Genomic DNA, 23518 nt, shown 5'->3' on the forward strand with positions numbered 1-23518 from the left:
ACCCCAATGAGGTTGGTCTTTGCTCAAAATTGAATATATTTAGCTATTCATTTTTTATTCTAAGACTTTCAATGAAGCACATAAAACTATTGATTTAATTAACGACATTTTAATATATTTGAACCGCTTTAAACATGTTTTAAGGCGGTTTTTTTATTTCCTTTCAATTTGATGACGTATGATTTTACAGCAATAAATAAATCTAAATCATTGTTCAATTTATATTACACCAATAGAATAAAGGAGCTGATCGATAACAATTTGACAGTGTTGGAAGTTGAAATTTATCTTACAAAAGAAGAGGTTGAAGAGTTGGATTTTACTAAGCCAATCTATGTGGAAAATGAAGATGGTAATACATACTTTAAGCTACTAGAGGTGAACTATAGTAACAATACCTTACTATCAAAGTGCAAATTGCAGAAGATTATTATTTAATATATATTTACAGGATGAAAAAATCTTTATTATTACTGTTACTTATGTTAGGGCTGACGACAACCATACTAACAAGTTGTGAGGGGGATAAAGACCCTTACCAATATGAACATACTATTAAAAAAGGATATTCCAAGGAAGAACTTATTGCCAATCTAGAGGGAGCTTATAAGGAAATATATGGGAAAGATTTTTTGTACGAATTGGAAAAAATTCAGAACAACAAAAATGAAACATATAGAATTAGTGTAAAACCAGACGGTCTTATAGATTTTAATTTTGAAAGTGGTAAATTAAATAATTATCTCTTGATTCGAAATGATAATAAACGTCTTGATTGGATGTTCAATATAATAAAAGGTGTCGAAGCTACAAAAGCTGAATATTAAAATACATAATACCGTACATATTACCTACCAGAGTATGTACAATGATGGCTATCCAATTGGGTAGCTTTTTTGTTTCCACCCTTTGCCACGGAGCCAATAATTATCTAAAAAATTATGGCTATTAAAGGCAATTCAAATAAAGAAGAAATAGTATTAGGCGTATCTGTCGATGTTGAGGAAGCGCAAAAAAGGGTGAAAGTTTTAGAAAAAAAACTTGATGCTCTTCAAGGGATCAAATTAAAAGTCAAAACTTCGAGATGAGCAACGCACAACTAAAGACCCTTTACGTTTACAGCAACTAGCTAACGAAACTAAGAGCCTAACGTTACAAATATCTGCAATGGAGGATGGATATAAGGACGAGGATGAGTTGTATTCCCTATCAGTGAGTAACCAGCAAAATAGTGAAGAGTTCGCCACTAAAGAATTGTTTGATGAGTTGGTGCTTATCAACCGTCAAATAATGTTAAAAAATGAATTGTTGAATAATATAAAATGGAAATAATTATATTTGGAATATGACTGCAATTGAACATGAAACTCTGATTTTTGATAAACTCAAGAGTGTAGTGAACCAAAAGGAATTTATTGAAACACTAGAGAATCAACTCATCTTAATCAATAGTACTAAAGATGCTGTAACGCAAATTTCTAATCTAGGTAATGAAGTTATTAATGACTTGGAGAATAAGCTAGAAAAAAAGACTAGTGCAAAAGAAATCGCTAAAGAGGTGTATAATGAATTATTTATCAATAATACGAAAGTGAGAGCCGAGAATTTAGGTCAAAGCGAAAAGGAAATTAAGTTTAATTTGAAACTTCAAAAACAATACGCTAAAAAAAGTGGGCTGAAATTTTAAGGACACAATTTAGGATACATTGAATAATTAAATCACTAATAATTAGATGCTTAAGTTAAATACTATAAAACTGTTGACTTTATCGATAGGACTGTTAGGAATGGGGACGGCTTATGCCCAGACGACACCTACGTTGCCTATTAATACGATCGTAGAACGAGTTCAGAAATATTTTCAGGTCTACCCAGTTGAAAAGGTACATTTACATTTCGATAAGCCATATTATGCGGTAGGGGATACCCTTTGGTTTTCGACCTATTTATCCCGCAATTTGGCCGAATATGAGCCGAGTAAAATAGCTTATGTGGAAGTACTGAACAGTCGTGATTCCCTGATTCAGACACTAAAAATTCCATTGGATAAAGGGGTAGGAAATGGGCAGATTGTACTTGATCCTCAATTTATGTCGCAGGACAATTATCGATTTAGGGCTTACACAAAATGGATGGCCAACTTTGATAATGCCTACTTCTTTAATAAAGTGGTGCCAATCGGTGATGTTATCAATAAGAAATTGATTACAAACATTGAATTTCAAAATAACATTGGTGGCAATAAAACCCAAGCTGTCATACAGTTCCGCGATCGTACGGGAAAACCGATGATCAATTCAAAAATCAATTGGGAGTTTGTCTCGGGATGGGAAACGTTCGACAAGGGTAAAGGTGAGACGGATGGTCTAGGGAAAGTAACGATAAATTTGTCTGCAAAGGAAAAAGCAAATTTGGAGAAAGGACAACTGAAGATTAGCATTCAGGAGAATAAAAATGAAAAACCTTTGTCTAGTTCTTTCTTGCTCAAAAATGCCTTATGGGATGCAGACGTGCAATTCTTTCCTGAAGGGGGAGATATTATCGCCGGATTGGCAAAAAAAGTGGCATTTAAAGCCCTCGGATCCGATGGGAAAGGGCTAAAGGTAAAAGGAAGTATTTTAGATTCAAAGGGCAAGTCTGTAGCGGAGTTTGCGGACTTCGGAACTGGAATGGGCTATTTTTCTCTTCTGCCGCTCGCGGGAGAAAATTATCAAGCTGTTGTGAAGTTTGAGAATGGACAGGAACGCAAATACAAATTGCCGGCTGTTGTCAATGACAAGGCAAATGTTGTTTTTGTAAAACAGGATGCTACGAATGCTGAGTTTGCCGTGGTAACCAGTGAAGAGAATTTTTCAAAAAACCAAGGGCAATCCTATTATGTTTTGGTTCAGTCGAATGGACATCTCTGTTTTGGCGCGCAGGTGAATTTGAAATCTTCATCCGCATTGGTCAATATTCCGAAAGAGCGTTTACCAAATGGTATTGTTCAGGTTACCTTATTGAGTCCTGACGGAAAGCCTATCAGTGAACGCTTGGCATTTGTTCAAAGCGAAAAGCTTTTAAATATTCAGGTTACCAGCGATAAGCAAAGTTATAAGGCTAAAGACTTGGTCAATCTTAAACTTGCTGTAGACAACAATGGGCAGAAGTTCCCGGGAAGCTATTCAGTAGCTGTAATAGACGAATCCAAAGTTCCCTATAATGATCAGGCAGATCTATCGATTGTGAGCAACTTTTTGTTGACTTCGGACCTCAAAGGAAATGTAGAGAACCCTAATTCATATTTTGATGAAAAAAATCCCAATCGGGATAAAGCTTTGGATGCTTTATTAATGACGCAGGGATTTCGCCGATTTGACTACCCGACGCTCATAGCGGAGAAGTTGCCGCAGATCAGTTTTCTTCCTGAACAGGGAATCGAATTGTCCGGTATCCTGCGGATGAATACGGGACGTCCTTATCCAAACGGTGGATTACTTTTGACGATACCTTCCCGCAACATTAAGAAGGATGTGTATACAGATCAAAATGGACGTTTCGCCTTTAAGGATCTTGTGTTCCCGGATTCGTCCAAAGTAACGGTTAATGCCCGATCGAATGACAATTACCGAAGCTTGGTTATCAATATGGACCAGAGCTTTTACCCCGAGATCGATAAGAATAATGGCTATAAGAGTTATTTTGTACCTAATATAGACCAGGCTTTTGCTCCTTATTTGGCGAATAGCCGAAAAGAGTATCGAAAATCGATTCTCTTGGATGAGGTCGAAGTGACGGCTGTAGTGAAGAAAGTAATCACCAATAAAGATTTCCCTTCTATTTCGGGACTGTCCATGCCGGAACACCGTATTGAACCCGAACGTTTGACCGGTTGTAACGTGTTGACTATGTGTCTTCAAACGGTATTGACGGGCATTACCTATGATCCACAGACATTGAAATATTATGTTTCTCGTGATTATAATGCGGGTGGGCGTACACCTGTTCAATTCTTTCTGAACGGTATGGCTATTGATGAGCCCGGATTGAATAGCATCAATGTCGCCGATATAGAAGGTATCGAAATCTTCTTACGTGATGAATTGGGTACAGTCTCCAGAATGTATCAAAATAATGGTGTTGTGTCAATCTATACGAAGAAAGTGGAAGCGAAGAAACCACGGATGTCATTGAGTGAGATTGAAAGCTTATTGCCTAAATCAAATGTAATCGATATGTATCCATTGGGGTATATTAAAGAGCGGAAGTTCTATGTTCCGAAATATGATACGCCGGAAAGAAAGGCTGCAAACGATTTGAGAACGACCATTTACTGGAATCCTAAAGTCTCGATCACAGAGACCGGGGAGGCGGCTATTCAGTTTTATAATGCCGACGGAAATGGAAATTACAAGGTAATCGTCGAGGGAATGGATCAAACAGGGAATATTGGCCGTAAGGTAATAAACTACGGTGTTCAGCCTTAAACCTTGTATATAGGAGTTGATCAAAAAAAGAACGCTGTTCTCAGTCAAAGAGAGCAGCGTTCTTTTTTTATTAAAAAAACACCTCCTTGATGGGCAAGGAGGTGCTAACTAACCAATTATAAACCTAAATTATGAAAAGTATTTTGTCGCTATTAATAGCGCTAATCTTCTTATTTATAAAGTATATTTCAAATCTTATGCCAAATAGTTTTTATAGCACTTTTGGCAGATTTTTAGTTGACTTTTTTGATCAGGCTATTTATTCAAATGGAAATAACAGGGTCTACAACGTGGTTCATAAGCGTCTTTTTCACCTAAAAGTACGGTTTCCGTATCCTTGGTCAGGCGATAGGAATAATTCGCTGGAGCGCCACATTGCATGCAAACCGCATGTACTTTCGTAACGTGTTCGGCTACTGCCATTAGATTGGGAATTGGGCCAAATGGTTGCCCTTGAAAATCCATATCGAGCCCGGCAACAATTACCCGGATACCACTATTTGCCAATTTGACACACACCTCTGTCAAACCGTCATCAAAAAATTGTGCCTCATCGATTCCGACAACTTGGGTAGATGAACTCAAAAGTAGGATCGCTGAAGAATGATCAACGGGTGTTGACGGGATGCTATTACTATCGTGAGAAACGACCAACTTTTCATCGTATCGTTTGTCAACAGATGGTTTAAAGATTTCGACATTCAAACGTGCATATTGTGCTCGTTTGAGCCTGCGAATCAATTCTTCTGTCTTGCCTGAGAACATCGAGCCACAGACAATTTCAATGCTACCATATTGAGCGGGGCGCAAAGCCAAATTATGTTCGGAAAAAAGCATTTGATTAATTTAATTTTGTCGGAAGGTCTGCAAATAAGGTGATTTTTGTAAAATGACCTCCCATTATATTCTGTTTTTGACACTGCTAATATCAGAATTAAATATTAAATTTGGGTAGCAAAAAAGTGAACGTAAATCCAAATATTTCTAAATCAAAGGATTGAGTTTTCCACTTTTCGGTCGGTTGAAGGTATAAGTATTATAAATGATTAATTGGTGATTTCAAATAGAACTATGGGTACTAAAGAGGAAATTTTTAATAAGATAGGCGATTTATTACAGGATTTAAATGGACAGTATTTAAGCTTGTCAGAGCAGGGGAGTTTGTCCGAAATTAACGAATTAGTAACACTGGAAGCGAAAGCACAGGCTGTAGCGGCTTACATAACTTTACTCAAGACCAAGGCTGTTCTTCAGGAAGGTCAATCGCAGCATGCTTTAAGTAATGCAGCCTTGGACAGTAAGAAGATTTCTTTCAACGATTATTTTACCCCACCTTCTACCATTAGAACATCAGCGCAGCAAGTTGTTGCTGAACAGCCCCAAAAAGAGGTTCAAGAAGCTCAACCAGTTGAAGATTTCAGCCGTGAAAATGAAGAAGCGATCGTGGAGGAAAAAGAGACCCCATTTGTCTTTGAAAGTGAACCTGTAAAATCGAAAGAGCCAGAAACTCCATTTGTTTCTGAAAGTGAACCTTTACAATCGGAGGAGCCTAGTCCTGCAATTGCTGAACCTGTCGGTCCGCCAGTTGTTGCAACTCCGCCGGTTTTTGAAGCTGCTCCAGTGGAGGAATTAGCTTATCAGGCAGAAAAGGAAGTTAAAGCGCAAGTTGAAGAACCTACTGTCTTCGTTACAGAAGTAATCGAAGAACCAAAAGAGGTCGTTATTGAACAGCCGCAAGAAGTTCTTATTCAGGAGGAAATCAATACGGTCATTGAGGAAGCTCCAGCGAGACCATTGACCTTAAATGAAATTATCTCTCAACAGAAACAAGCTGGTGTACAGAATCGTGTTTATCAGGTGAATCAATCTGGACAGAGCGATAAACTCACGGATATTAAAACAGGGATAAGTTTAAATGATAAGCTCTTATTTATTAAGGATTTGTTTAATGGGTATAGTTTAGCATATAGTGAGGCTGTCGAATTGTTGAATAGGTTTACAAGCTACGCGGAAGCGGATGCATTTTTGCAGACAAATTATGCTATTAAAAATAAATGGGCAGATAAGCCGCATACCGTTGAAAAATTATACAATGTCCTGCGCAGAAGATATAACTAGAATTATAAAACATAAAAAACAGCTCTCGTTCTACCGGAGCTGTTTTTTTATGCCTATATTTTGGTTCTTTAGCTTAGTTGAAATTGTAGCCAATCGTTCCCTTCATGACCATAAACGAAATATTTTGGTTGAAGAATTTCGGCTAAGGATTCGAGTTCGCTCAAATAATTGTATCCGGGAATTTGTGCAAATTGTTCACTGGTCATAATAAAGACCTGATCAAGCTCGATAGCTTTGGATGAAGCGATAGCTGCCGTATTCAACAATTGTGGAATTTGGATAAATGTCTGTTCCCCATTGCCGATGACGATGATTTTATCGGCATCATGTTCTGTCGTAACTGGAATACCACCTGCAATTTTTATGGCTTCCTGCAGATAGGCAGAACGGTTTATTTCAAGGGGCTGTATTTGGTCCAGCACCAGTACTTTGGGCCTGTCAGTGGCCGAAATAAACTTAAGCTTGTGGATTAGAATACTTGTTTCGTCTTCAATTTTTTCAACCAGTTCAACTGTTTTATCGATGGCATCGAGATCAGTCCCGATACGTTTGATATAGGAGATCATATCATCGATGTCGACAAGTTGAGGGCGATCTGAAATCAATGTGTCGTAGGTTTCAGCTGGAATAGCTGCCGGATTTAGGTCCAACTGGTCCAAAATATGGGCGACTAGTTTTTCTTGATTGCTTTGCATGGTGCAAAAATACAAAACCTTCATGACTTCGAAGACACCAAGCGCAATGAAAGCGAACTGAAGGTTCTTTCTGGTCAATAAGACCAGTCACTTTCAGAAAAAAAAGGAGGCATTGGCGAAAGTAAATTAGCAATAGTAGGTATGCGCAGATTTTTGTAAATTGGCCTGAAATAAATGATATAAATATGTTTGACAAATTATTTCAAGCCCAGCAAAAGGCGGAGGAAATCAAGAAAAGATTGGATTCAATTTCTGTGTCTGGTGAAGTGGAAGGTGGTTTAATCCGTGTGGTAGCGACAGCAAACAAAGAGATAAAAGAGGTTACCATCGATCCTGTATTTTTATCAAACGCAGATAAGGAAGAATTGGAGGAGTTGCTTGTGGTTGCTCTGAATAAGGCAATTGCTCAAGCTGAGAATATCAGCCAGGCTGAAATGCAGGCAGCAAGCAAGGATATGTTGGGTGGACTAGGAGGACTAAGCGGATTATTTAATCAATAGCGATATTATCATGAAAGCAACTTATTACGGACAATCATGTGTGGAGTTTGATTTTGACGGAACGAAGGTTCTTTTAGATCCATTTGTTACGTATAATCCACTTGCAAAAGAAATCGATGTAAATACAATTAAACCGGATTATATCTTTTTAAGTCATGGACATCAGGACCATGTGGCAGATATGGCGACGATTCAAAAAAACAGCGGTGCCACTGTTTTAGCGATTGTTGAAACGGCAGGCTGGGTGAGAAGACAGGGAGTACCTGATGATAAAGTTATCGAGTTTAACTTGGGCGGAACGGTTCAACTACCTTTTGGTTCGGTAAAGATGGTATATGCCGCACATACCAATAGTACACCTGATGGTCAATACGGTGGGTTTCCTGTAGGTTTTGTCTTTAATGTAAAAGGCAAGCGAATTTATTTTGCTGGAGATACGGCATTAACCATGGAAATGAAATTGCTGGCAGACATGAAGCTGGATTGGGCATTTTTGCCTATTGGTGGGCATTATACAATGGATGTGGATGATGCAATTAAAGCCGCTGAATTTGTGAATTGTGCTCGGGTAGTTGGTATTCATTACGATTCATTTCCGCCAATAACGATCGATAAACAACAAGCTTTGGATAAATTCCAAAATGAGGATATTTCATTGTCATTGCCGGAAATCGGTTCAACATTTGAGTTATAAACAATACAACAAAAAGCCGAGCTAGCTCGGCTTTTTGTTGTATTGTTTTCTTGATTTTATGCAGATCTGCGTTGTGTTCATTAAGATATGACAATCTTTTTAAGATCTTCCAGGCTGAAAAGAGGGATATCGATGATTTTATTCTTCAGGATTTGTTCTTTGTTTTCTTCAAAATAGAACAGCTTCCATTCCCCATTTTTATATTCTAAACTACTGAGATTTTCAATCCAGTCCCCTGAGTTCATATAGGTGCAGGTTCCTTTTCGCGTTATAACTTCTTTGATTTGAGGTTGATGGATGTGTCCACAGATAACGAAATCGTAATTTTTTTCAATCGCTAGTTCAGTAGCTGTATGTTCAAAATCCGATATATACGTGACGGCCTTTTTAACCGAGTTTTTGATCTTTTTAGAAAGAGAATATTTCTCCTTACCCATTTTATCTAGGCAGTAATTAATGATATTATTGAGCTGTATAAGTTTGTCATAGCCCCATCCACCCAGCTTGGCCAACCATTTAGAATGATGAATGGATGCGTCGAAAACGTCCCCATGAAAGATCCAAACTTTTTGATTATTGAGTGAGAGAAGTAGTTTATTGCTCAGCTTGATATTACCTAATTTTAGATCGGTAAATTTTCGCAGCATTTCATCGTGATTGCCCGTGATGTAATGCACCTCTGTGCCCGAAGAGCTCATGTCAATGATTTTTTTGATGACTTTGAGATGTTCCTGTGGGAAATAACTTTTTTTTAAATTGCCAAATGTCTACGATGTCTCCATTGAGTATCAGTATTTTGGGAGATACGGATTCTAGGTAAAGTAAAAGCTCTTTAGCTCTACTACCGTAGGTACCTAGGTGTAAATCTGAGATTACAAGTATATCAAGGCTTCTTTTCATTTGCAATAAATTTGTTTATTCATCTATGTCTACAAAGATGTCTCAACCTTTGTTGATTTTGTTGTTTGCCCCGCTGTTGAGGACTATAGTTCACCTTTGACGGATTTGCCTGAAATGAATCGATCATGAGCGGTCTATTTTACCGTTTTTTGTATTATTGCATGCCACGATTTTTCATTCAATAAATCTGTTATCTTCTTTTACAAAAAAAGGATACTTTTATTTTGTACCGATGAAATTCCTGTTATTAAATCATTAAAATGTCTTGTAAAACGGTATGAATTAGTTTATTGGAAATTAATATTAGCGGGCGATTTTCATGGAGGAGAAGACCATAAAGTCAGGAGAGTGGGGGAAGAGCAACAAAAAAGGTATCCAATTTTATTGAATACCTTTCATTATGTTAAAGATTATTTTTCTTTTTTATTTGGCAGTTGCTGCCGCTCTATCGATGTGGAATTGTACTAAATCGTCGATAGGAGAACGTAAGATCTTGCCTACTTTCATTCCATATTGCTCAGCTTTTTCAGCCAAAACATTTCTGAAATTATAACCTACCGAACCGATACAGTTGAAAGTATAGCTTTGATAATTAGGGTATTTGCTAACAAGATTTCTGAAAAATGCTTCAAAAGCTTCATCAACGATATTACGTGTATATTCGATATTTACGTTGTTGTCATAAACAAATTTGCTAAAGCTAGCACAAAAACGATTTGGCATAGGTTTGGTATAAACCGCGTCCATAATTTCGTCTTTTGTCATTTTATACGTGTTATAGAATACTTCTTTAACATCTTTAGGCATCAAATTACGAACATAGTCTGCCAATAATTTTTTACCAATATAACTACCAGAACCTTCATCACCTAAAATGTAAGCACCTGAGTCGATGTTTAATGTGATTTCTTTGCCGTCATAGAGACAAGAGTTTGTTCCTGTTCCTAAGATTGCAGCAAACCCGGCTTGAGTTCCTAATAATGCTCTTGCTGCTGCAAGAAGATCGTGTCCTACTTCAACTTCAGCTGTAGTAAATACTTGTTTTAAGGCATCAACTACAATTTGTGCTTTTTCCTTGTTATGAACACCTGCACCATAATAGTTTACTTCTGAGATTTTTTCAAAAGGTAAATCTTGCGGTAGTCCTTTTTTTAGGGAGTTTACAATGTATTCACTATCAACAAAATAAGGGTTATATCCTTCTGTGTTGAAGTAGATTTTTTTATTCGAATCGTCTAACAAACACCAGTTTGTTTTTGTTGATCCCCCGTCAGCAATGATTATCATTATTGAGTAGTTTTAATTGTGTTTATCGTTATAAAATGAGTAATCAATTCATTAATCAATTCCCCGAAAATACATTTTTTAATTTTAAATATCATAATTTATCCACGTATTTTTCAAAAAATAAATTTTTGTACTTTGGTGACTATATAAAAAAACTGGCTTAACGATATTGTTAAGCCAGTTTTTGAGCTGTGTAATAAAATTGTTTAAATAGTGTACTATTTACAATTAGTGAGGGGTATTAATGGCCCCCTTCAGCCTCTATTTCGTCAATATTGATTCCTTGTTTTGTTAATATTCCCTTAACAAATATCGCAAAGAAAACAACATAACAAAATCCGATTAACGGTAGAATATACGAGTTATGGATGCCGATAATATCCGCTAATTTTCCTTGAATCGGAGGAAGAACTCCACCACCAAGAATCATCATGACAAGAAATGCCGAACCTTGAGCGGTATATTTACCTAAACCTACAATCGATAAACTGAAAATCGAGGACCACATAATTGAACATGCAAGACCGCCTGATAAGAAAGCGTAGATTGCAATAGTACCCGATGAGAATAGGCCAATTAACATCGCTATGATTCCAAATAATCCGAAAATAATCAATGTACGAGCAGGTTTTTCTTTACTTAGATAGAATGCTACAATTTGAAGAAGAATACATACTACGTAATAATAGAGATGTGACATTTCAAATCCTGCAAGCGTATTTACTCCGATGATAATGGAGAATGCAATCAGAGGAACGATAATTAATAATCCATTTTTAGCCGATTTACTCAAGTTAAAGGCTGTAATTGCACCGGCCCAACGACCAATCATCATACTCCCCCAATACATAGATACATAAGGTGTAATTTGCGATGATTGCAAATGACCAAATTCCTTCAATGTCAATAATTCCCCGAGGTTACTACCGATAGCAACTTCGATACCGACATAGATAAATAGGGCGAGCATACCCAAAGCCAATTGTGGATATTTCATCGCACCCCAGCCTTCTGGATTTTTTTGTGCACTCTTATTGGAGAACAATAAACCGCCGATCACAACGACCAATGCTCCGGCCAACCATAGCATACGTTGCATTTCGAGTGGTTTGGCAACTTCTTTAATGTGCAATTTGAGTTGGTCAATCTGAACCTGATCTGTTAAACTTGAAACCTGCTTATGTAACTGCTCTACCTGCAAGGCTAAATCGCTCTTATAGCTTAGAAAAACCGGTGTGAACATACCAAAAAGTAGTACGGTCATAATGATCAATGTACGTAAAGCTTTATTAGCCTTTTCCATTGGTTCATCACTAATGCCGGCAGGGACTTTTTTACTGAAATTAAATAATGCTGCAGCAAGTAGGAACAATAGACCAACACCTATGTAAAGATAAACCACCTTGTTTAGAGGAAGGTTGGCGATCTCGGAGTCAGAAATAGGCTCAAAAGTTCCGAATAAGGAAAATCCGATAACAAGAGGTCCTATTGTTGTACCAAATGAGTTGATACCACCACCTAGGTTAACACGGGAAGCACCTGTTTTTGGATCGCCCAATAAAACGGCAAATGGATTTGCTGCAGTCTGTTGTAATGAAAAACCAAGGGCTACAACGAATAGTCCCAACAACATACCAACATACAAGTTTACTTCGACAGCAACAATCATGGCTGCTGCACCCAAGGCCGAGAAAAGTAAACCGTAAACGATACTCTTTTTATATCCCCATTTTCCAACCAGGTCCTTTCCTCCGATTGAACTGAAGATAAATAGTAACAATGCACCAATATAATAGGCTGTATAAAAAGCAAAGTCTATTAACTGGGATTGAAACTGGTCTAAATGAAAGTAATTTTTGCAGAACGGTATAAAAACACTGTTCCCTGCCGCAATGAACCCCCAAAAGAAAAACACAATAATCAATGTGTAGAGTGCGGGGTAATTGGTTTTAGTTTGTTGCTGTTCCATATAAGGGATCTAAAAACTTAAATTTTGAAAGGTACGAACTTATGAAAAAAAATATAAAATTCAATCTAAAAATGTTGTTAAATCGTTTTACTAGCTACAATAGTAAATATTTTTTTTTGAAATATTTTGAAATAACAAAATTTGTTTTTTTTCTTTGTCTAGGTTCTCAATATTTAATCCACTTCGGGTTTAAAAGAAATCATTAAGTTCTTCATCACATTTAATCATGGAAACTTGTTTAAGTGTGTAATCAGAATTCAGAAAAAAGCTCAAAAAAAAATCCAAAAATCATACACAACACATTAATGGATATTAACGAATTAAACGCTAAACTCGTATCGGAATTGCGCGAGATTGCTAAGTTGATCGGTATCGCAGATGCTGATAAATTGCGTAAACAAGAATTAATCGAAAGAATTAGCAATACTGGTGGGGAAGAGGAAGCAGCTCCAGCGCCAGCTGAAAAAGCAGCTAAAGTAGAGGAAGATAACCAGGAACATGCTGAACGTACACGTAAACGTGTGCGGACCGTAAAGACTGCGGAACCTGTCACGGTAAGAAAACGTGAAGTTTCTGAGCAAGACGAAACCCCGGTTGCAACCGAAGACGCACCATCAGCAGATAAAGGTCCCCAACCTGAAAAAGCAACACAAACTCCTAAAGCAGAAAACACTTCTTCAAGTACAGATTTCGATAATGTGATCGTTAATGAGGGTGTATTGGAGATTATGCCTGATGGTTACGGCTTCTTACGTTCATCAGATTACAACTATTTGACTTCTCCTGATGATATTTATGTATCACAATCTCAGATCAAATTATTTGGTTTGAAAACTGGTGATACGGTACGTGGTAGTATTCGTCCTCCTAAAGAGGGTGAAAAATACTTTCCTTTGGTAAGGGTTGAAGCTATCAATGGGCAAAATCCTGCTGAGGTACGGGATCGTGTGCCATTTGATTATTTGACACCATTATTCCCTGATGAGCGTTTAAATTTGGATATGGGTGTTGGAAACTATTCGACACGTATCATGGATTTATTCACGCCAATAGGTAAAGGTCAACGTGGGTTAATCGTTGCTCAACCGAAAACGGGTAAAACAAACTTGTTGAAAGAGGTTGCAAATGCTATTGCAAAGAATCACCCAGAAGTTTATTTGATTATCTTATTAATTGATGAGCGTCCTGAGGAGGTTACTGATATGGCGAGAAGTGTGCGCGCTGAAGTTGTTTCTTCAACATTTGATGAGCCGGCTGACCGCCACGTGAAAATCGCTAATATCGTGCTTGAGAAAGCGAAACGTATGGTAGAGTGTGGACATGATGTCGTTATTTTGTTAGACTCAATCACAAGATTGGCTCGTGCATATAACACAGTTGCGCCTGCGTCAGGTAAAATTTTGTCAGGTGGTGTGGACGCTAACGCTTTACATAAGCCAAAACGTTTCTTTGGTGCTGCCCGGAATATCGAAAACGGTGGTTCATTGACAATTTTAGCAACAGCATTAACAGATACAGGTTCTAAAATGGATGAAGTTATCTTTGAAGAATTCAAAGGTACAGGTAATATGGAATTACAGTTGGATCGTAAGTTGGCGAACAAACGTATCTTCCCTGCGATCGATATCACAGCTTCCAGTACACGTCGCGATGATCTATTGACTGACAAAGAAACATTACAACGTATTTGGGTACTTCGTAATCACTTATCTGATATGAATTCTACAGAGGCCATGGAATTTTTACAAGGTCAATTGCGTGGAACTAAATCAAATGAAGAATTTTTGATCAGTATGAATGGGTAATCCCATCAAATTTTGATATTTTAGCCATCATTTTTAATCGAATGATGGCTTTTTTTATAAAATAGATCCTGTAAATGAAAAAACATATCCCAAATCTACTGACTTGCCTAAATTTATTTAGTGGCTGTATCGCTGTATTGATGGCATTGCAAGGCAATATTCAAGTGGTTACTATTTGTGTTTTTGCGTCAGGGATATTCGATTTTTTTGACGGAATGGTGGCGCGGCTTCTTCATGTTAAATCACCAATCGGAAAAGAGCTTGATTCGTTGGCCGATATGGTCAGTTTCGGGTTTTTACCTGGGACAATCATGTTTACCCTATTGACAAAGGTATTTCCTGATGGCTCTCTGTTGCCTTATCTAGGGTTTATCATTACTGTTTTCTCGGCCTTACGTTTAGCAAAGTTCAACCTGGATGAGCGTCAAACTTCTGATTTCATTGGCTTGAATACGCCAATGAATACATTTTATGTACTTTCACTGCCTTATATTGCAGACAAGTACCCGCAATTGGTTTTAAATCCGATTGTATTAATCGTTAGTATTCTTCTAACCAGTTATCTATTGGTGAGTGAAATTAGGTTGTTTTCGATGAAATTTAGTTCGATGGACTGGAAAACGAATAAGTTTCGCTTTATATTTTTGATCATGACGTTGATCTTGTTTGTTGTTGGTCAATTTATGGCTTTACCGATTATTTTAGTTTTATATTTCCTATTATCGGCATTGCATTTCAATAAAGAAAACGATCTGGTTTAGATCGTTTTTTCATATTGTTCCAATTCAAACAGGAGCTCTTTCATTTCGATATCTATAATATCGAAGGTGGCCTGAAGGCCCTCGAGAGACTCTTCATATTTTGCATTGGTCTCTAATTCCTCAAATTTTTCTTTTAAGTGAAAGGCACCGATATAGTCCATTGTCGGTTTGATATGATGGGCTGTATCACCAATCTTTTGAAGATCACCTTCAGCTACCGCTTGTCGGAGCTTGTCGAGATCCACAGGTGTTTGGATAAGATACATGGATACAAATTGTTTGATTAATTCGTGGTTGTCAAACATGTTTTGGCGGATCAGTTCAATGTCGATATGGTTCATCGTCGCTAATTTTCTTTACGGGTAAGTCGTCTTTGCATTTATCCATTAAATATACGTTATTTTTTTTTGTAAACGGGATGGATATAGCCCGGAGCTATTTCTACCAATGGTTCGAGTGTGAACCTCCGTTCGGCGATATAAGGGTGTGGAATCTGCAGTGCGGGCAAGTCGATGATTTCCTGATTAAAGTAGAGTATATCGATGTCAATTACTCTTTCACCCCATTTTTTTATACGGATACGTCCTAATTCCTGTTCGATATGTTGTGTTAGATTTAAACATGCCAAAGGCTGTAACTCGGACGCTACTAAAACGACCTGATTCAAAAAGGCTGGTTGGTCCTCGACTCCCCAGGCCGCTGTTTCATAAATCGAAGAAACTTCAATAATTTCTCCAACGCGTGTTTCAAGTTGTTTTCTCGCTAGATCAAGCTGTTGAAAACGGTCTCCGAGGTTAGTGCCCAAAAGTATATAAATCTTATTCATAATGCTAAATTAAGCTTTTGGGGAACTTAGTTGTTTGAATTTCGGCTATTTCTTTGGATTTAGGGTATTGATGATCTTTGGATAGGTAGATTTCTTTCAGGCTAGGCTCCTTAATTTCGCGAATAAAATGTGGTGTAGATGAAATAAAAGACTGGGTGAATAAAAAATATTGCCTTACCTTTAGTGAAAAATAGGTCTTTCTCTTGGAAGATATCTTATGGATCGGATTTAATTACAAAATATGAAATCATTTTTTAAGTACGTACTGGCAACAATTACGGGGATTGTGATCTCTTTTGTTGTGTTGTTTATTGTTTTGATGGGGATAATTGGGGCGATTATCAGCTCGGCGTCCTCTGATCAGGAGATTGTTGTTAAAAGCAACTCGGTTTTATACCTATCTTTTGATTATGATATTACAGAGCGAAGTGAAGCGAATCCTTTGGGTAGTCTCAATCTTCCAGGTTATTCTACTAAAAATATTGGGTTGGACGATATTTTGGCGAGGATCAAGTATGCAGCTACGGATGGGAATATTAAAGGGGTCTATTTAGATGCTAGTCATATCGGAGTTGGTTTTGCGAGCTTAAAGGAAGTCAGGGACGAACTTTTGGCCTTTAAGAAAACCGGGAAATTTGTTGTTGCTTATAATGCCGGGTATGACCAAAAGGCCTATTATGTAGCGAGCACCGCCGATAAAGTATATGTTAATCCACAAGGCACGATTGATTTCAGAGGCTTGGCAAGTTCTACTATGTTCTATAAAGACCTCTTGGATAAGGTTGGAGTAGAGATGCAGATTGTGAAGGTGGGTACATTTAAAAGTGCCGTTGAACCTTACTTTTTGAATAAAATGAGTGATCCCAATCGTTTGCAGGTAACATCATATTTGGGAAGTATATATAATACTTTTATTAATGAAATAGCAGCGAGCAGAAATATTGCTGCCGATTCATTACGGGCTATAGCAAATGACTATCGCGTTCGGGATGCGGACGATGCGGTAAAATATAAGCTTGCGGATGCCAAGCTGTATAAAGACGAACTTTTGTCAGACTTGAGAAAACGTTTGAAAATTTCGGAAAAAGATGAAATATCGTTTGTCTCCTTATTGGATTATAATAAAAAGATAAAAGACGATGCGAGTGGATCTGAAGTTGCGGTTCTTTATGCTGCCGGAGAAATTGTTGACGGTGAAGGAACGGGACCTGGAATAATCGGCGGTGATAAATTCTCCCGCGAACTACGAAAATTAAGAGAAGACGATGCGGTTAAAGCTGTTGTTTTGCGCGTCAATTCACCCGGTGGATCTGCTTTGGCTTCAGATATTATTTGGCGGGAGGTTATCTTGACCAAGAAAGTGAAGCCTGTCATTGTTTCCATGGGAGATTTAGCTGCATCGGGGGGGGTATTATATCTCAGCGGCAGCGGATTCGATATTTGCCGAACCTACTACGATTACAGGATCTATTGGCGTATTTGGCGTGATTCCTAATTTCCAAAATCTGATGAACAATAAGATTGGAGTACATTACGATGGTGTAAAAACGGGTAAGTTTGCCGATTTGATGACTTCTTTTGATCGCCCGTTGACAGCGGAAGAAAGGGATATCATCCAGCGGGAAGTTGATAAAGTATATGGTACATTTACGAAAGTTGTTGCAGACGGCCGTAAATTATCCATTGCTGATGTTGATAGTATTGGGCAGGGAAGAGTTTGGACCGGTGCGCAAGGACTGAATAATAAATTGGTTGACCGTCTCGGAAACTTGGATGCCGCTATTCAGGCTGCCGCTAAAAAGGCCAACTTAAGCAAATACAAAGTGTCCCAGTATCCGGAGAAAGAAGATCCTTTTACCTCAATATTGAATAATTCAAAAGAAAAAGTACAAGTTTGGGTTGCAAAAGAGCAAATGGGCGAATACTATCGTTATTTTGATGTCATGAAAAAAGCTACTGCACAGACGGGTGTGCAGGCGAGATTGCCTTATAGCGTTGAGATTCACTAGCAATTGATTCGCAAAGCGAGTCCAATCGTCGGATGGTTGTAGATTATTATGATTTATGACGATGTAGGTAATTCTTACGTTGTGTGACGAGTAGTTCGATCCAAGGTAAGAATTGCCATTAATAAATAATTATTTCTAATGAAAGCAAATGCTTTTTTTTATATTTAGCTGTTCGTTTGACAAAACGACCTAATCCCAAATCAATAAAGTTACATAATGAAAACAGTAGACGATTTAAATTTTGCAGGTAAAAAAGCCTTGGTACGTGTGGATTTCAACGTGCCTTTGGATGAAAATTTCAATATTACGGATGATAATCGTATCCAGGGAGCGGCTCCAACAATAAAGAAGATTTTGAATGATGGTGGAAGCGTGATATTGATGTCCCACTTAGGAAGGCCAAAAGATGGTCCTACTGATAAGTATTCATTAAAACATATTGTTGCTCATCTTTCACAGGTTTTAGGTACTGATGTTCAGTTTGCCAATGACTGTATCGGCACAGAGGCTGTAGAAAAGGCTGCAGCTTTACAAGCTGGTCAGGTTTTATTGCTAGAAAACCTTCGCTTCTATAAAGAAGAAGAAAAGGGAGATGTTGAGTTTGCAGAGAAGTTGTCAAAATTAGGTGATATCTATGTAAACGATGCTTTCGGCACAGCGCACAGAGCTCATGCTTCGACAGCAATTGTTGCACAATTTTTCCCGGGAGCTAAATATAGCGGTTACTTGATGGCAGCAGAAGTTGGAAATGCGGAGAAAGTATTGAATAATCCGGTTAGACCTTTTACAGCAATCATGGGTGGTGCAAAAGTTTCTGATAAAATTCAGTTAATTGAGGCCTTATTGGATAAAGTTGATAATCTTTTGATCGGTGGAGGCATGGCTTATACGTTTATCAAAGCTAGAGGCGGTGAAATTGGTCAATCATTGGTTGAAATCGATAAACTTGATTTAGCGAATGAGTTGGTAAAAAAAGCGAAGGAAAAAGGTGTAAACCTGGTTATTCCTACGGATGCTCAGATTGCAGATGCATTTTCAAACGATGCCAATGTGTATGATGGACCAAATGATCAAATTCCTGCAGATTTGCAAGGTCTTGATATCGGACAGGAGTCTGCAGCAAATTTCGCAGCGATCATCAAAAATTCTAAGACAGTTCTTTGGAATGGTCCGATGGGTGTTTTTGAATTTGATACCTTTGCGAAGGGTACCAAAGCTGTTGCTGATGCTGTTGTGGAAGCAACGAAGAATGGTGCATTCTCTTTAATAGGGGGTGGTGATTCAGCTGCTGCGGTAAGTAAATTTGGTATGTCTGAGGATGTAAGTTACGTCAGTACCGGTGGTGGTGCGCTTTTGGAATACATGGAAGGAAAAATTCTTCCAGGTGTGAAGGCACTTGAAGATTAATATAAATCAAATTTTAGGTAAAGGGATGACGGAACGTTGTCCCTTTTTTGTTTAAAAAATGCTGTATCGCGCGGTGAACTATTGATGTAATGTCAGATTAAATCAATTATCTGTTAAATGTTTGTGTAGTACTGGTGAGTTTTTATTGTATTTGCTAAATTTATCATGACGTGGTTATATATGCAGATATTGATGGATGCTAATAAAAGTAAAGAAAAAGGTAATTCTGGTTTTTTTTCGGTATTGACGTATAATGTCGCGGGTTTGCCCGGGATTATTTCTTCTGCGATTACAGGTAGAAGTAGAAGTATTGCTGAAATTGGAAAGAAGATCAATCCTTTTGATATTGTTAATGTACAGGAGGATTTCAATTATAATAGAAGTTTATATTGGGGTGGGAATTCACATCCCTATCGCACGAAAACCAAGGGACGTGTTCCCTTTGGTGATGGTCTCAATACCTTGTCTCATTTTCCAATGACCGATGTTGTTCGCGTGCCCTGGAAGAAACGTACGGGAGCAGATTTTCTAACACCGAAGGGCTTTACCTTAGTTCAGATAGAAATCGTTCCTGAAGTCTGGTTGGATGTTTATAACGTTCATGCGAATGCGCAGAATAGCAGGAAAGCTTCAAGCGCACGTCGGGATAATCTCAATCAGTTACGTGATTATATCGGAGAACATTCGAGCGATAAGCCGCTTATTGTCATGGGTGATTTTAATGCACATTATAGTTTTTGTGATGATAACCTGCATGATTTTATGGATTCCACAGCTTTGGTTGACAGCTGGGTTGAGCTCGAAAATGGAGGTTTAGTGCCAGAGGTGCGACATGAGTTTAAGCCTCCACATATGTTGTCTATCGGTAATCAAAGCGAATCTATCGATAAGATTCTTTACCGGAGCAGCAGTCACCTAAGTCTTGCTGCCCGGGATTATAATATAGAAAATAACCTATTCACCAATATGAAAGGGCTGCCTCTGTCGGATCATTATGCCTTGGCACTGAATTTTAACTGGGCTATTCATCCCTAATAAGTGTAGTTTAAACTGAATGTTGGAACAACACGTTGCGTTGCCGTGTTGTCATTGATATAGGTGGCCTTAACGACGAATTCGAAATCTGGAAGTGGGTATCTGAATGCATTGAAATCAAGCGATAGATAGGCTCCAAAACTTTTTGGTGAAATCTCCCTGTGTTTGTGTATGTTTTGATAATCGGCAAATATTCCACCTTTTACGCGTTTAATATAAGCTAAGGATCCTAAACCAAGGTCGGGATAAGCTATGGGGAAACGATAGTTGACCAATAACGTATTTTTTATTTTTTCATATTTGTAGTAGCTAAATCCACTCACTAAAGGGATATCGTTGATATATTGATAAATTCCTGATCCTGTTTGGGCGCTCAGTCTGATTTGAAAGCCGTGATTGCTCATGAATCCAGGTAGATAAAATACTGTTCGTGCTGATAAAATTTCACCTTTTGCATTGTTTTCGAAGGGGGTATGCCGATAGGTGACGCTAAAATTTTGCCCCCATCTTGGGTAGAGATCCATACTGGCCATACGCGCATTGCGATTGAGGTAAAGCTGGTATGTTAATGGAAATGCAGTCTCGTAATTAAAGTTTTTGACATCTGTTCGGCTAAGATCATAGCGCCTTAGATAAGCTGTTGCGAGGTTGAATCCAGTGGAATAGACGTAGTCTCTTCTGTAAAAGGAGAGTGGGATGGAGATCTGTGAGGATATATAATGCTCGCGCCAGTCGAAACGGATGCTACTGTCCGGTTTATTGGGGATGCTTGCTGCTGCGATTTGCCCTCTGTTTTCATAACGTATTGAGAATTTTGGGAAGTACTTGTTGTAGGTCAGTTCTGCCGAGTATACTCCTTTTCGAATGTCGGTGTCATATTCATATCCCAGTGCAATTTGTGTGGTGTTTAAGATATTGTTTGATAACCAGAAGACGCCGGGTTTAAAATTGTCGAAGCTTTCAAAATTGCTGCTACTTAGCGAAAGACTATGAAAATTGAAGGTTCTACCTAGTCCACGATAGGGAACAATTTGGTAGTGTTGACTAGTATCAACTGAGACTGAAGCGATATTTTTTACGCTGTCTTTCATTAGTGCTGTGCTATAGTAATGCGAAAAATAATCTGTTTCGGGACGGATATCAAATGTTGTGTCTATGGATGTTTGGGCGATTTTGTAGCCATTGTATTGGTAATCGTTGAAGAATAATTGCCTTGTGTCCTTGTCGTAAAAAGGGTTGAACGCGCCAAACTGTGCCTTTGTCAGCAGCTGTTTTTTACCAGATAAGAGATCAATAGTGTAGATATTATCGATACCATTGAAGTTAGCTTTTGTGATAATCTTCATACCTGAAAGGTATTGCGGTCTTTCATATTGTTGGTTACCCCATGGTGTCAGGTTGGTGATTTTGTTATTATTCAGGTCAATTTCACATAATGCGGTTCCATATTGGGATAATCGTATACCTATTATTTTATCTCCTTGGGGGTTGAAAGCTGGGTGTTGGAGCTGTTCGGCATTACCTATTTTAATCCGTTTGATGATACTGTTGTTTTTAAGGTTTATAAGCGTCAGATAGCTGTCGTTGGATAAATCTACCTCAACACAGGCGATGGTTTCGTCTAGTGGGCTAAAAATAGGTGAATAATATCTCGTCTGTTTGCTGAGCTGGTTAATTTTCCCTGTTTTGAGATTCATGATATTGATGACGCTGTATGTTCTCTTGTTGAAACGCGGATCTTTATGCAGCTCATCCCATAAGATGTAATTGCTGTTTACGTCAAAATGTGGCGTCAACTGTATGCCGGTTTTGACGAGCCTATTTTCTGTGTTTGTTTCCGTATCATAGGTGTAAATTGCATTGGTCTTTTGTGGATTCTGTTTAATAAAATAGATCAGACCGTTCTTGTGTTTCGGCAATAAATTACTGTTGTAATAATTGTTGTTTTTTTTGTTTATTTCTGTGTACTTCTGGTATTGATAATCGCTTGTTTTTTTATTCCATATGGCATCTAAATTTGCTATTGTTTTCTTGTATAAATAGGCACTATTTCCACCTATTTTTTTCTTTAAAACGCGATTGATATTATAGGGGTATAGCGGTTTTTTGTTAAGCTCTGAAAAGAGGTCGGCTTCATAATTCGAGGGTAATTCTGATTTTAAAGTGGAGGTCATCAGATAGCCGATTGTATAGTAACTCGGGACAATATCTTTATAGGATCCCAGTAAATATTTATTAAAACTATAGTTGTGATTCGATTGAAAGTTTGCTTTGATTGGCATTTCAAAAGCGGGTAATCTTCCTCTTCCTCCCTCCGAATATATCGTTTCTGTTAGCGTTGCATCCCCTTCGAAATACCAAGAAGGGACGGTCAGTCCATAGTAGGCTAGGGCTAATTGTTCAAAAAATGGAGCGCGTAGTTTGCCTGTCAATTTGTCAAATTGACTTACGTGTCTTGACTCATGCAGGATCAAATTGGGTAGCCAGGTCTGATTGTCTGGCTCTGCTCCGGCGGTGCTGTACAGTTCAGATTTACGTGGAGACAACTGTACAAAACCATTCGTTTGTAGATTCGTGTTATGGATAATGAATGGAATTTTCCGTGGTGTTATTTTGTAGTTTCTAGAAGTTGTACGCAGCGATCGGTTAACCTGGTCAGCTAGGGTAGGGGCCTTGCTCTTCATTTCTTCGGGGAAAATAAGTTGAAAATTCTTCGTTTCAATCTTATACCATTTTTGGCTTAAAGGGGCTTGGCTGTCTTCAAAAAATTGAGCCGAACTTTTTTGTGAATATATTATTAATGACAATAATGATAATGTATTGATAATTATGTTTTTATGTCTCATTAATTTCTGTATATCGTGTGTTTGCTATTTTTTTTAGTTTTATTATTCCTGTTTATATGAATTTTAGGTTCTGTTTTAAATTGTTTTTTCTTTGAATATTAGGTCTTTATGTTTTTTATGTTTTGCTTTTTTTATCCTGTTTTTTCTTTAAAATAACCTGATAATAATGGGTTGTTCTGAAAAAATGCGCTATATTGAAC

General features: G+C 37.9%; 23 protein-coding genes. 15 read left to right on the forward strand and 8 right to left on the reverse strand.

Annotation, left to right across the window (positions count from 1 at the left end):
- Positions 1–210: 210 nt before the first annotated feature.
- The 6 genes from BV902_RS09540 to BV902_RS09555 all read left to right on the forward strand — a co-directional run bounded on the left by BV902_RS09540 (position 211) and on the right by BV902_RS09555 (position 4466).
- Entirely contained in the window at positions 211–438 is a 228-nt protein-coding gene (locus tag BV902_RS09540) for a hypothetical protein (RefSeq protein WP_157625986.1), read from the forward strand.
- A 14-nt stretch (positions 439–452) separates the two neighbouring features.
- Positions 453–827, forward strand: coding sequence for a hypothetical protein (locus BV902_RS09545; RefSeq protein ID WP_075991731.1), 375 nt, complete (start codon positions 453–455; stop codon positions 825–827).
- A 114-nt stretch (positions 828–941) separates the two neighbouring features.
- Positions 942–1088, forward strand: coding sequence for a hypothetical protein (locus BV902_RS27290; RefSeq protein WP_157625988.1), 147 nt, complete (start codon positions 942–944; stop codon positions 1086–1088).
- A gap of 79 nt (positions 1089–1167) precedes the next feature.
- Positions 1168–1332 (forward strand): hypothetical protein, encoded by a 165-nt coding sequence (locus BV902_RS27295; RefSeq protein WP_157625990.1) that lies wholly within the window; start codon positions 1168–1170, stop codon positions 1330–1332.
- 13 nt (positions 1333–1345) lie between these two features.
- Positions 1346–1687 (forward strand): hypothetical protein, encoded by a 342-nt coding sequence (locus BV902_RS09550; RefSeq protein ID WP_075991732.1) that lies wholly within the window; start codon positions 1346–1348, stop codon positions 1685–1687.
- 46 nt (positions 1688–1733) lie between these two features.
- Positions 1734–4466 carry a carboxypeptidase regulatory-like domain-containing protein gene (locus BV902_RS09555; protein ID WP_237242053.1) on the forward strand — a complete coding sequence of 911 codons (2733 nt, stop codon included), beginning with the start codon at positions 1734–1736 and terminating at the stop codon, positions 4464–4466.
- Positions 4467–4721: 255 nt separating this feature from the next.
- Here BV902_RS09555 and BV902_RS09560 read toward each other — a convergent pair whose 3' ends face one another.
- Positions 4722–5303: a thymidine kinase gene (locus BV902_RS09560; RefSeq protein WP_075991734.1), complete on the reverse strand. Its 582-nt coding sequence runs from the start codon at positions 5301–5303 to the stop codon at positions 4722–4724.
- Between the two features lie 234 nt (positions 5304–5537).
- On the opposite strand from BV902_RS09560, the gene BV902_RS09565 reads away from it, so the two are divergent.
- On the forward strand, positions 5538–6584 hold the full coding sequence (locus BV902_RS09565) for a hypothetical protein (RefSeq protein WP_075991735.1): 1047 nt from the start codon (positions 5538–5540) through the stop codon (positions 6582–6584).
- A 68-nt stretch (positions 6585–6652) separates the two neighbouring features.
- Here the strand turns inward: BV902_RS09565 and BV902_RS09570 are convergent, their stop codons facing one another.
- On the reverse strand, positions 6653–7279 hold the full coding sequence (locus BV902_RS09570) for a hypothetical protein (protein WP_075991736.1): 627 nt from the start codon (positions 7277–7279) through the stop codon (positions 6653–6655).
- 185 nt (positions 7280–7464) lie between these two features.
- On the opposite strand from BV902_RS09570, the gene BV902_RS09575 reads away from it, so the two are divergent.
- Entirely contained in the window at positions 7465–7779 is a 315-nt protein-coding gene (locus tag BV902_RS09575; protein WP_075991737.1) for a YbaB/EbfC family nucleoid-associated protein, read from the forward strand.
- Between the two features lie 10 nt (positions 7780–7789).
- Positions 7790–8473, forward strand: coding sequence for a metal-dependent hydrolase (locus tag BV902_RS09580; protein ID WP_075991738.1), 684 nt, complete (start codon positions 7790–7792; stop codon positions 8471–8473).
- A gap of 80 nt (positions 8474–8553) precedes the next feature.
- On the opposite strand, the gene BV902_RS09585 is transcribed toward BV902_RS09580, so the two are convergent.
- The 3 genes from BV902_RS09585 to BV902_RS09595 all read right to left on the reverse strand — a co-directional run bounded on the left by BV902_RS09585 (position 8554) and on the right by BV902_RS09595 (position 12629).
- Positions 8554–9171 carry a UDP-2,3-diacylglucosamine diphosphatase gene (locus tag BV902_RS09585; protein ID WP_237242055.1) on the reverse strand — a complete coding sequence of 206 codons (618 nt, stop codon included), beginning with the start codon at positions 9169–9171 and terminating at the stop codon, positions 8554–8556.
- A gap of 625 nt (positions 9172–9796) precedes the next feature.
- The gene (locus tag BV902_RS09590) at positions 9797–10660 is read right to left on the reverse strand and encodes an N-acetylglucosamine kinase (RefSeq protein ID WP_046671899.1); all 864 of its coding nucleotides are present in this window, start codon (positions 10658–10660) and stop codon (positions 9797–9799) included.
- A 241-nt stretch (positions 10661–10901) separates the two neighbouring features.
- Positions 10902–12629 (reverse strand): MFS transporter, encoded by a 1728-nt coding sequence (locus tag BV902_RS09595; RefSeq protein WP_075991739.1) that lies wholly within the window; start codon positions 12627–12629, stop codon positions 10902–10904.
- A gap of 305 nt (positions 12630–12934) precedes the next feature.
- On the opposite strand from BV902_RS09595, the gene rho reads away from it, so the two are divergent.
- Positions 12935–14434 (forward strand): transcription termination factor Rho, encoded by a 1500-nt coding sequence (rho, locus tag BV902_RS09600; protein WP_075994695.1) that lies wholly within the window; start codon positions 12935–12937, stop codon positions 14432–14434.
- 74 nt (positions 14435–14508) lie between these two features.
- On the forward strand, positions 14509–15195 hold the full coding sequence (pssA, locus tag BV902_RS09605) for a CDP-diacylglycerol--serine O-phosphatidyltransferase (protein WP_075991740.1): 687 nt from the start codon (positions 14509–14511) through the stop codon (positions 15193–15195).
- Here the strand turns inward: pssA and BV902_RS09610 are convergent.
- A complete protein-coding gene (locus BV902_RS09610; protein ID WP_075991741.1) occupies positions 15192–15536 on the reverse strand; it encodes an Hpt domain-containing protein in 345 nt (114 codons plus the stop codon). The two genes, pssA and BV902_RS09610, sit on opposite strands and share 4 nt — an antisense overlap.
- A 56-nt stretch (positions 15537–15592) precedes the next feature.
- A complete protein-coding gene (gene folK, locus BV902_RS09615; RefSeq protein ID WP_237242057.1) occupies positions 15593–16021 on the reverse strand; it encodes a 2-amino-4-hydroxy-6-hydroxymethyldihydropteridine diphosphokinase in 429 nt (142 codons plus the stop codon).
- 241 nt (positions 16022–16262) lie between these two features.
- On the opposite strand from folK, the gene BV902_RS09620 reads away from it, so the two are divergent.
- From BV902_RS09620 to BV902_RS09630, 4 genes are all read left to right on the forward strand, one after another.
- Positions 16263–17516: a S49 family peptidase gene (locus BV902_RS09620; protein ID WP_335682264.1), complete on the forward strand. Its 1254-nt coding sequence runs from the start codon at positions 16263–16265 to the stop codon at positions 17514–17516.
- Positions 17479–18030 (forward strand): S49 family peptidase, encoded by a 552-nt coding sequence (locus tag BV902_RS28545; RefSeq protein WP_335682275.1) that lies wholly within the window; start codon positions 17479–17481, stop codon positions 18028–18030. Before BV902_RS09620 ends, BV902_RS28545 begins: the two co-directional genes overlap by 38 nt.
- Before the next feature lie 216 nt (positions 18031–18246).
- Positions 18247–19437, forward strand: a complete 1191-nt coding sequence (locus BV902_RS09625) for a phosphoglycerate kinase (protein ID WP_075991742.1) — start codon at positions 18247–18249, stop codon at positions 19435–19437.
- Positions 19438–19602: 165 nt separating this feature from the next.
- Positions 19603–20472, forward strand: a complete 870-nt coding sequence (locus tag BV902_RS09630; protein WP_083663543.1) for an endonuclease/exonuclease/phosphatase family protein — start codon at positions 19603–19605, stop codon at positions 20470–20472.
- On the opposite strand, the gene BV902_RS09635 is transcribed toward BV902_RS09630, so the two are convergent.
- Entirely contained in the window at positions 20469–23279 is a 2811-nt protein-coding gene (locus BV902_RS09635) for a hypothetical protein (RefSeq protein WP_237242059.1), read from the reverse strand. The genes BV902_RS09630 and BV902_RS09635 overlap by 4 nt on opposite strands.
- Positions 23280–23518 lie beyond the last annotated feature (239 nt).

The organism is Sphingobacterium sp. B29 (assembly GCF_001952815.1).
In the GTDB taxonomy this organism is placed as follows: domain Bacteria; phylum Bacteroidota; class Bacteroidia; order Sphingobacteriales; family Sphingobacteriaceae; genus Sphingobacterium; species Sphingobacterium siyangense.

Coding starts and splice junctions, on each gene's coding strand:
- BV902_RS09545 (WP_075991731.1), top strand. CDS start 453: ATGAAAAAATCTTTATTATTACTGTTACTTATGTTAGGGCTGACGACA.
- BV902_RS27290 (WP_157625988.1), top strand. CDS start 942: ATGGCTATTAAAGGCAATTCAAATAAAGAAGAAATAGTATTAGGCGTA.
- BV902_RS27295 (WP_157625990.1), top strand. CDS start 1,168: ATGGAGGATGGATATAAGGACGAGGATGAGTTGTATTCCCTATCAGTG.
- BV902_RS09550 (WP_075991732.1), top strand. CDS start 1,346: ATGACTGCAATTGAACATGAAACTCTGATTTTTGATAAACTCAAGAGT.
- BV902_RS09555 (WP_237242053.1), top strand. CDS start 1,734: ATGCTTAAGTTAAATACTATAAAACTGTTGACTTTATCGATAGGACTG.
- BV902_RS09560 (WP_075991734.1), bottom strand. CDS start 5,303: ATGCTTTTTTCCGAACATAATTTGGCTTTGCGCCCCGCTCAATATGGT.
- BV902_RS09565 (WP_075991735.1), top strand. CDS start 5,538: ATGGGTACTAAAGAGGAAATTTTTAATAAGATAGGCGATTTATTACAG.
- BV902_RS09570 (WP_075991736.1), bottom strand. CDS start 7,279: ATGCAAAGCAATCAAGAAAAACTAGTCGCCCATATTTTGGACCAGTTG.
- BV902_RS09575 (WP_075991737.1), top strand. CDS start 7,465: ATGTTTGACAAATTATTTCAAGCCCAGCAAAAGGCGGAGGAAATCAAG.
- BV902_RS09580 (WP_075991738.1), top strand. CDS start 7,790: ATGAAAGCAACTTATTACGGACAATCATGTGTGGAGTTTGATTTTGAC.
- BV902_RS09585 (WP_237242055.1), bottom strand. CDS start 9,171: ATGAGCTCTTCGGGCACAGAGGTGCATTACATCACGGGCAATCACGAT.
- BV902_RS09590 (WP_046671899.1), bottom strand. CDS start 10,660: ATGATAATCATTGCTGACGGGGGATCAACAAAAACAAACTGGTGTTTG.
- BV902_RS09595 (WP_075991739.1), bottom strand. CDS start 12,629: ATGGAACAGCAACAAACTAAAACCAATTACCCCGCACTCTACACATTG.
- rho (WP_075994695.1), top strand. CDS start 12,935: ATGGATATTAACGAATTAAACGCTAAACTCGTATCGGAATTGCGCGAG.
- pssA (WP_075991740.1), top strand. CDS start 14,509: ATGAAAAAACATATCCCAAATCTACTGACTTGCCTAAATTTATTTAGT.
- BV902_RS09610 (WP_075991741.1), bottom strand. CDS start 15,536: ATGAACCATATCGACATTGAACTGATCCGCCAAAACATGTTTGACAAC.
- folK (WP_237242057.1), bottom strand. CDS start 16,021: ATGAATAAGATTTATATACTTTTGGGCACTAACCTCGGAGACCGTTTT.
- BV902_RS09620 (WP_335682264.1), top strand. CDS start 16,263: ATGAAATCATTTTTTAAGTACGTACTGGCAACAATTACGGGGATTGTG.
- BV902_RS09625 (WP_075991742.1), top strand. CDS start 18,247: ATGAAAACAGTAGACGATTTAAATTTTGCAGGTAAAAAAGCCTTGGTA.
- BV902_RS09630 (WP_083663543.1), top strand. CDS start 19,603: ATGACGTGGTTATATATGCAGATATTGATGGATGCTAATAAAAGTAAA.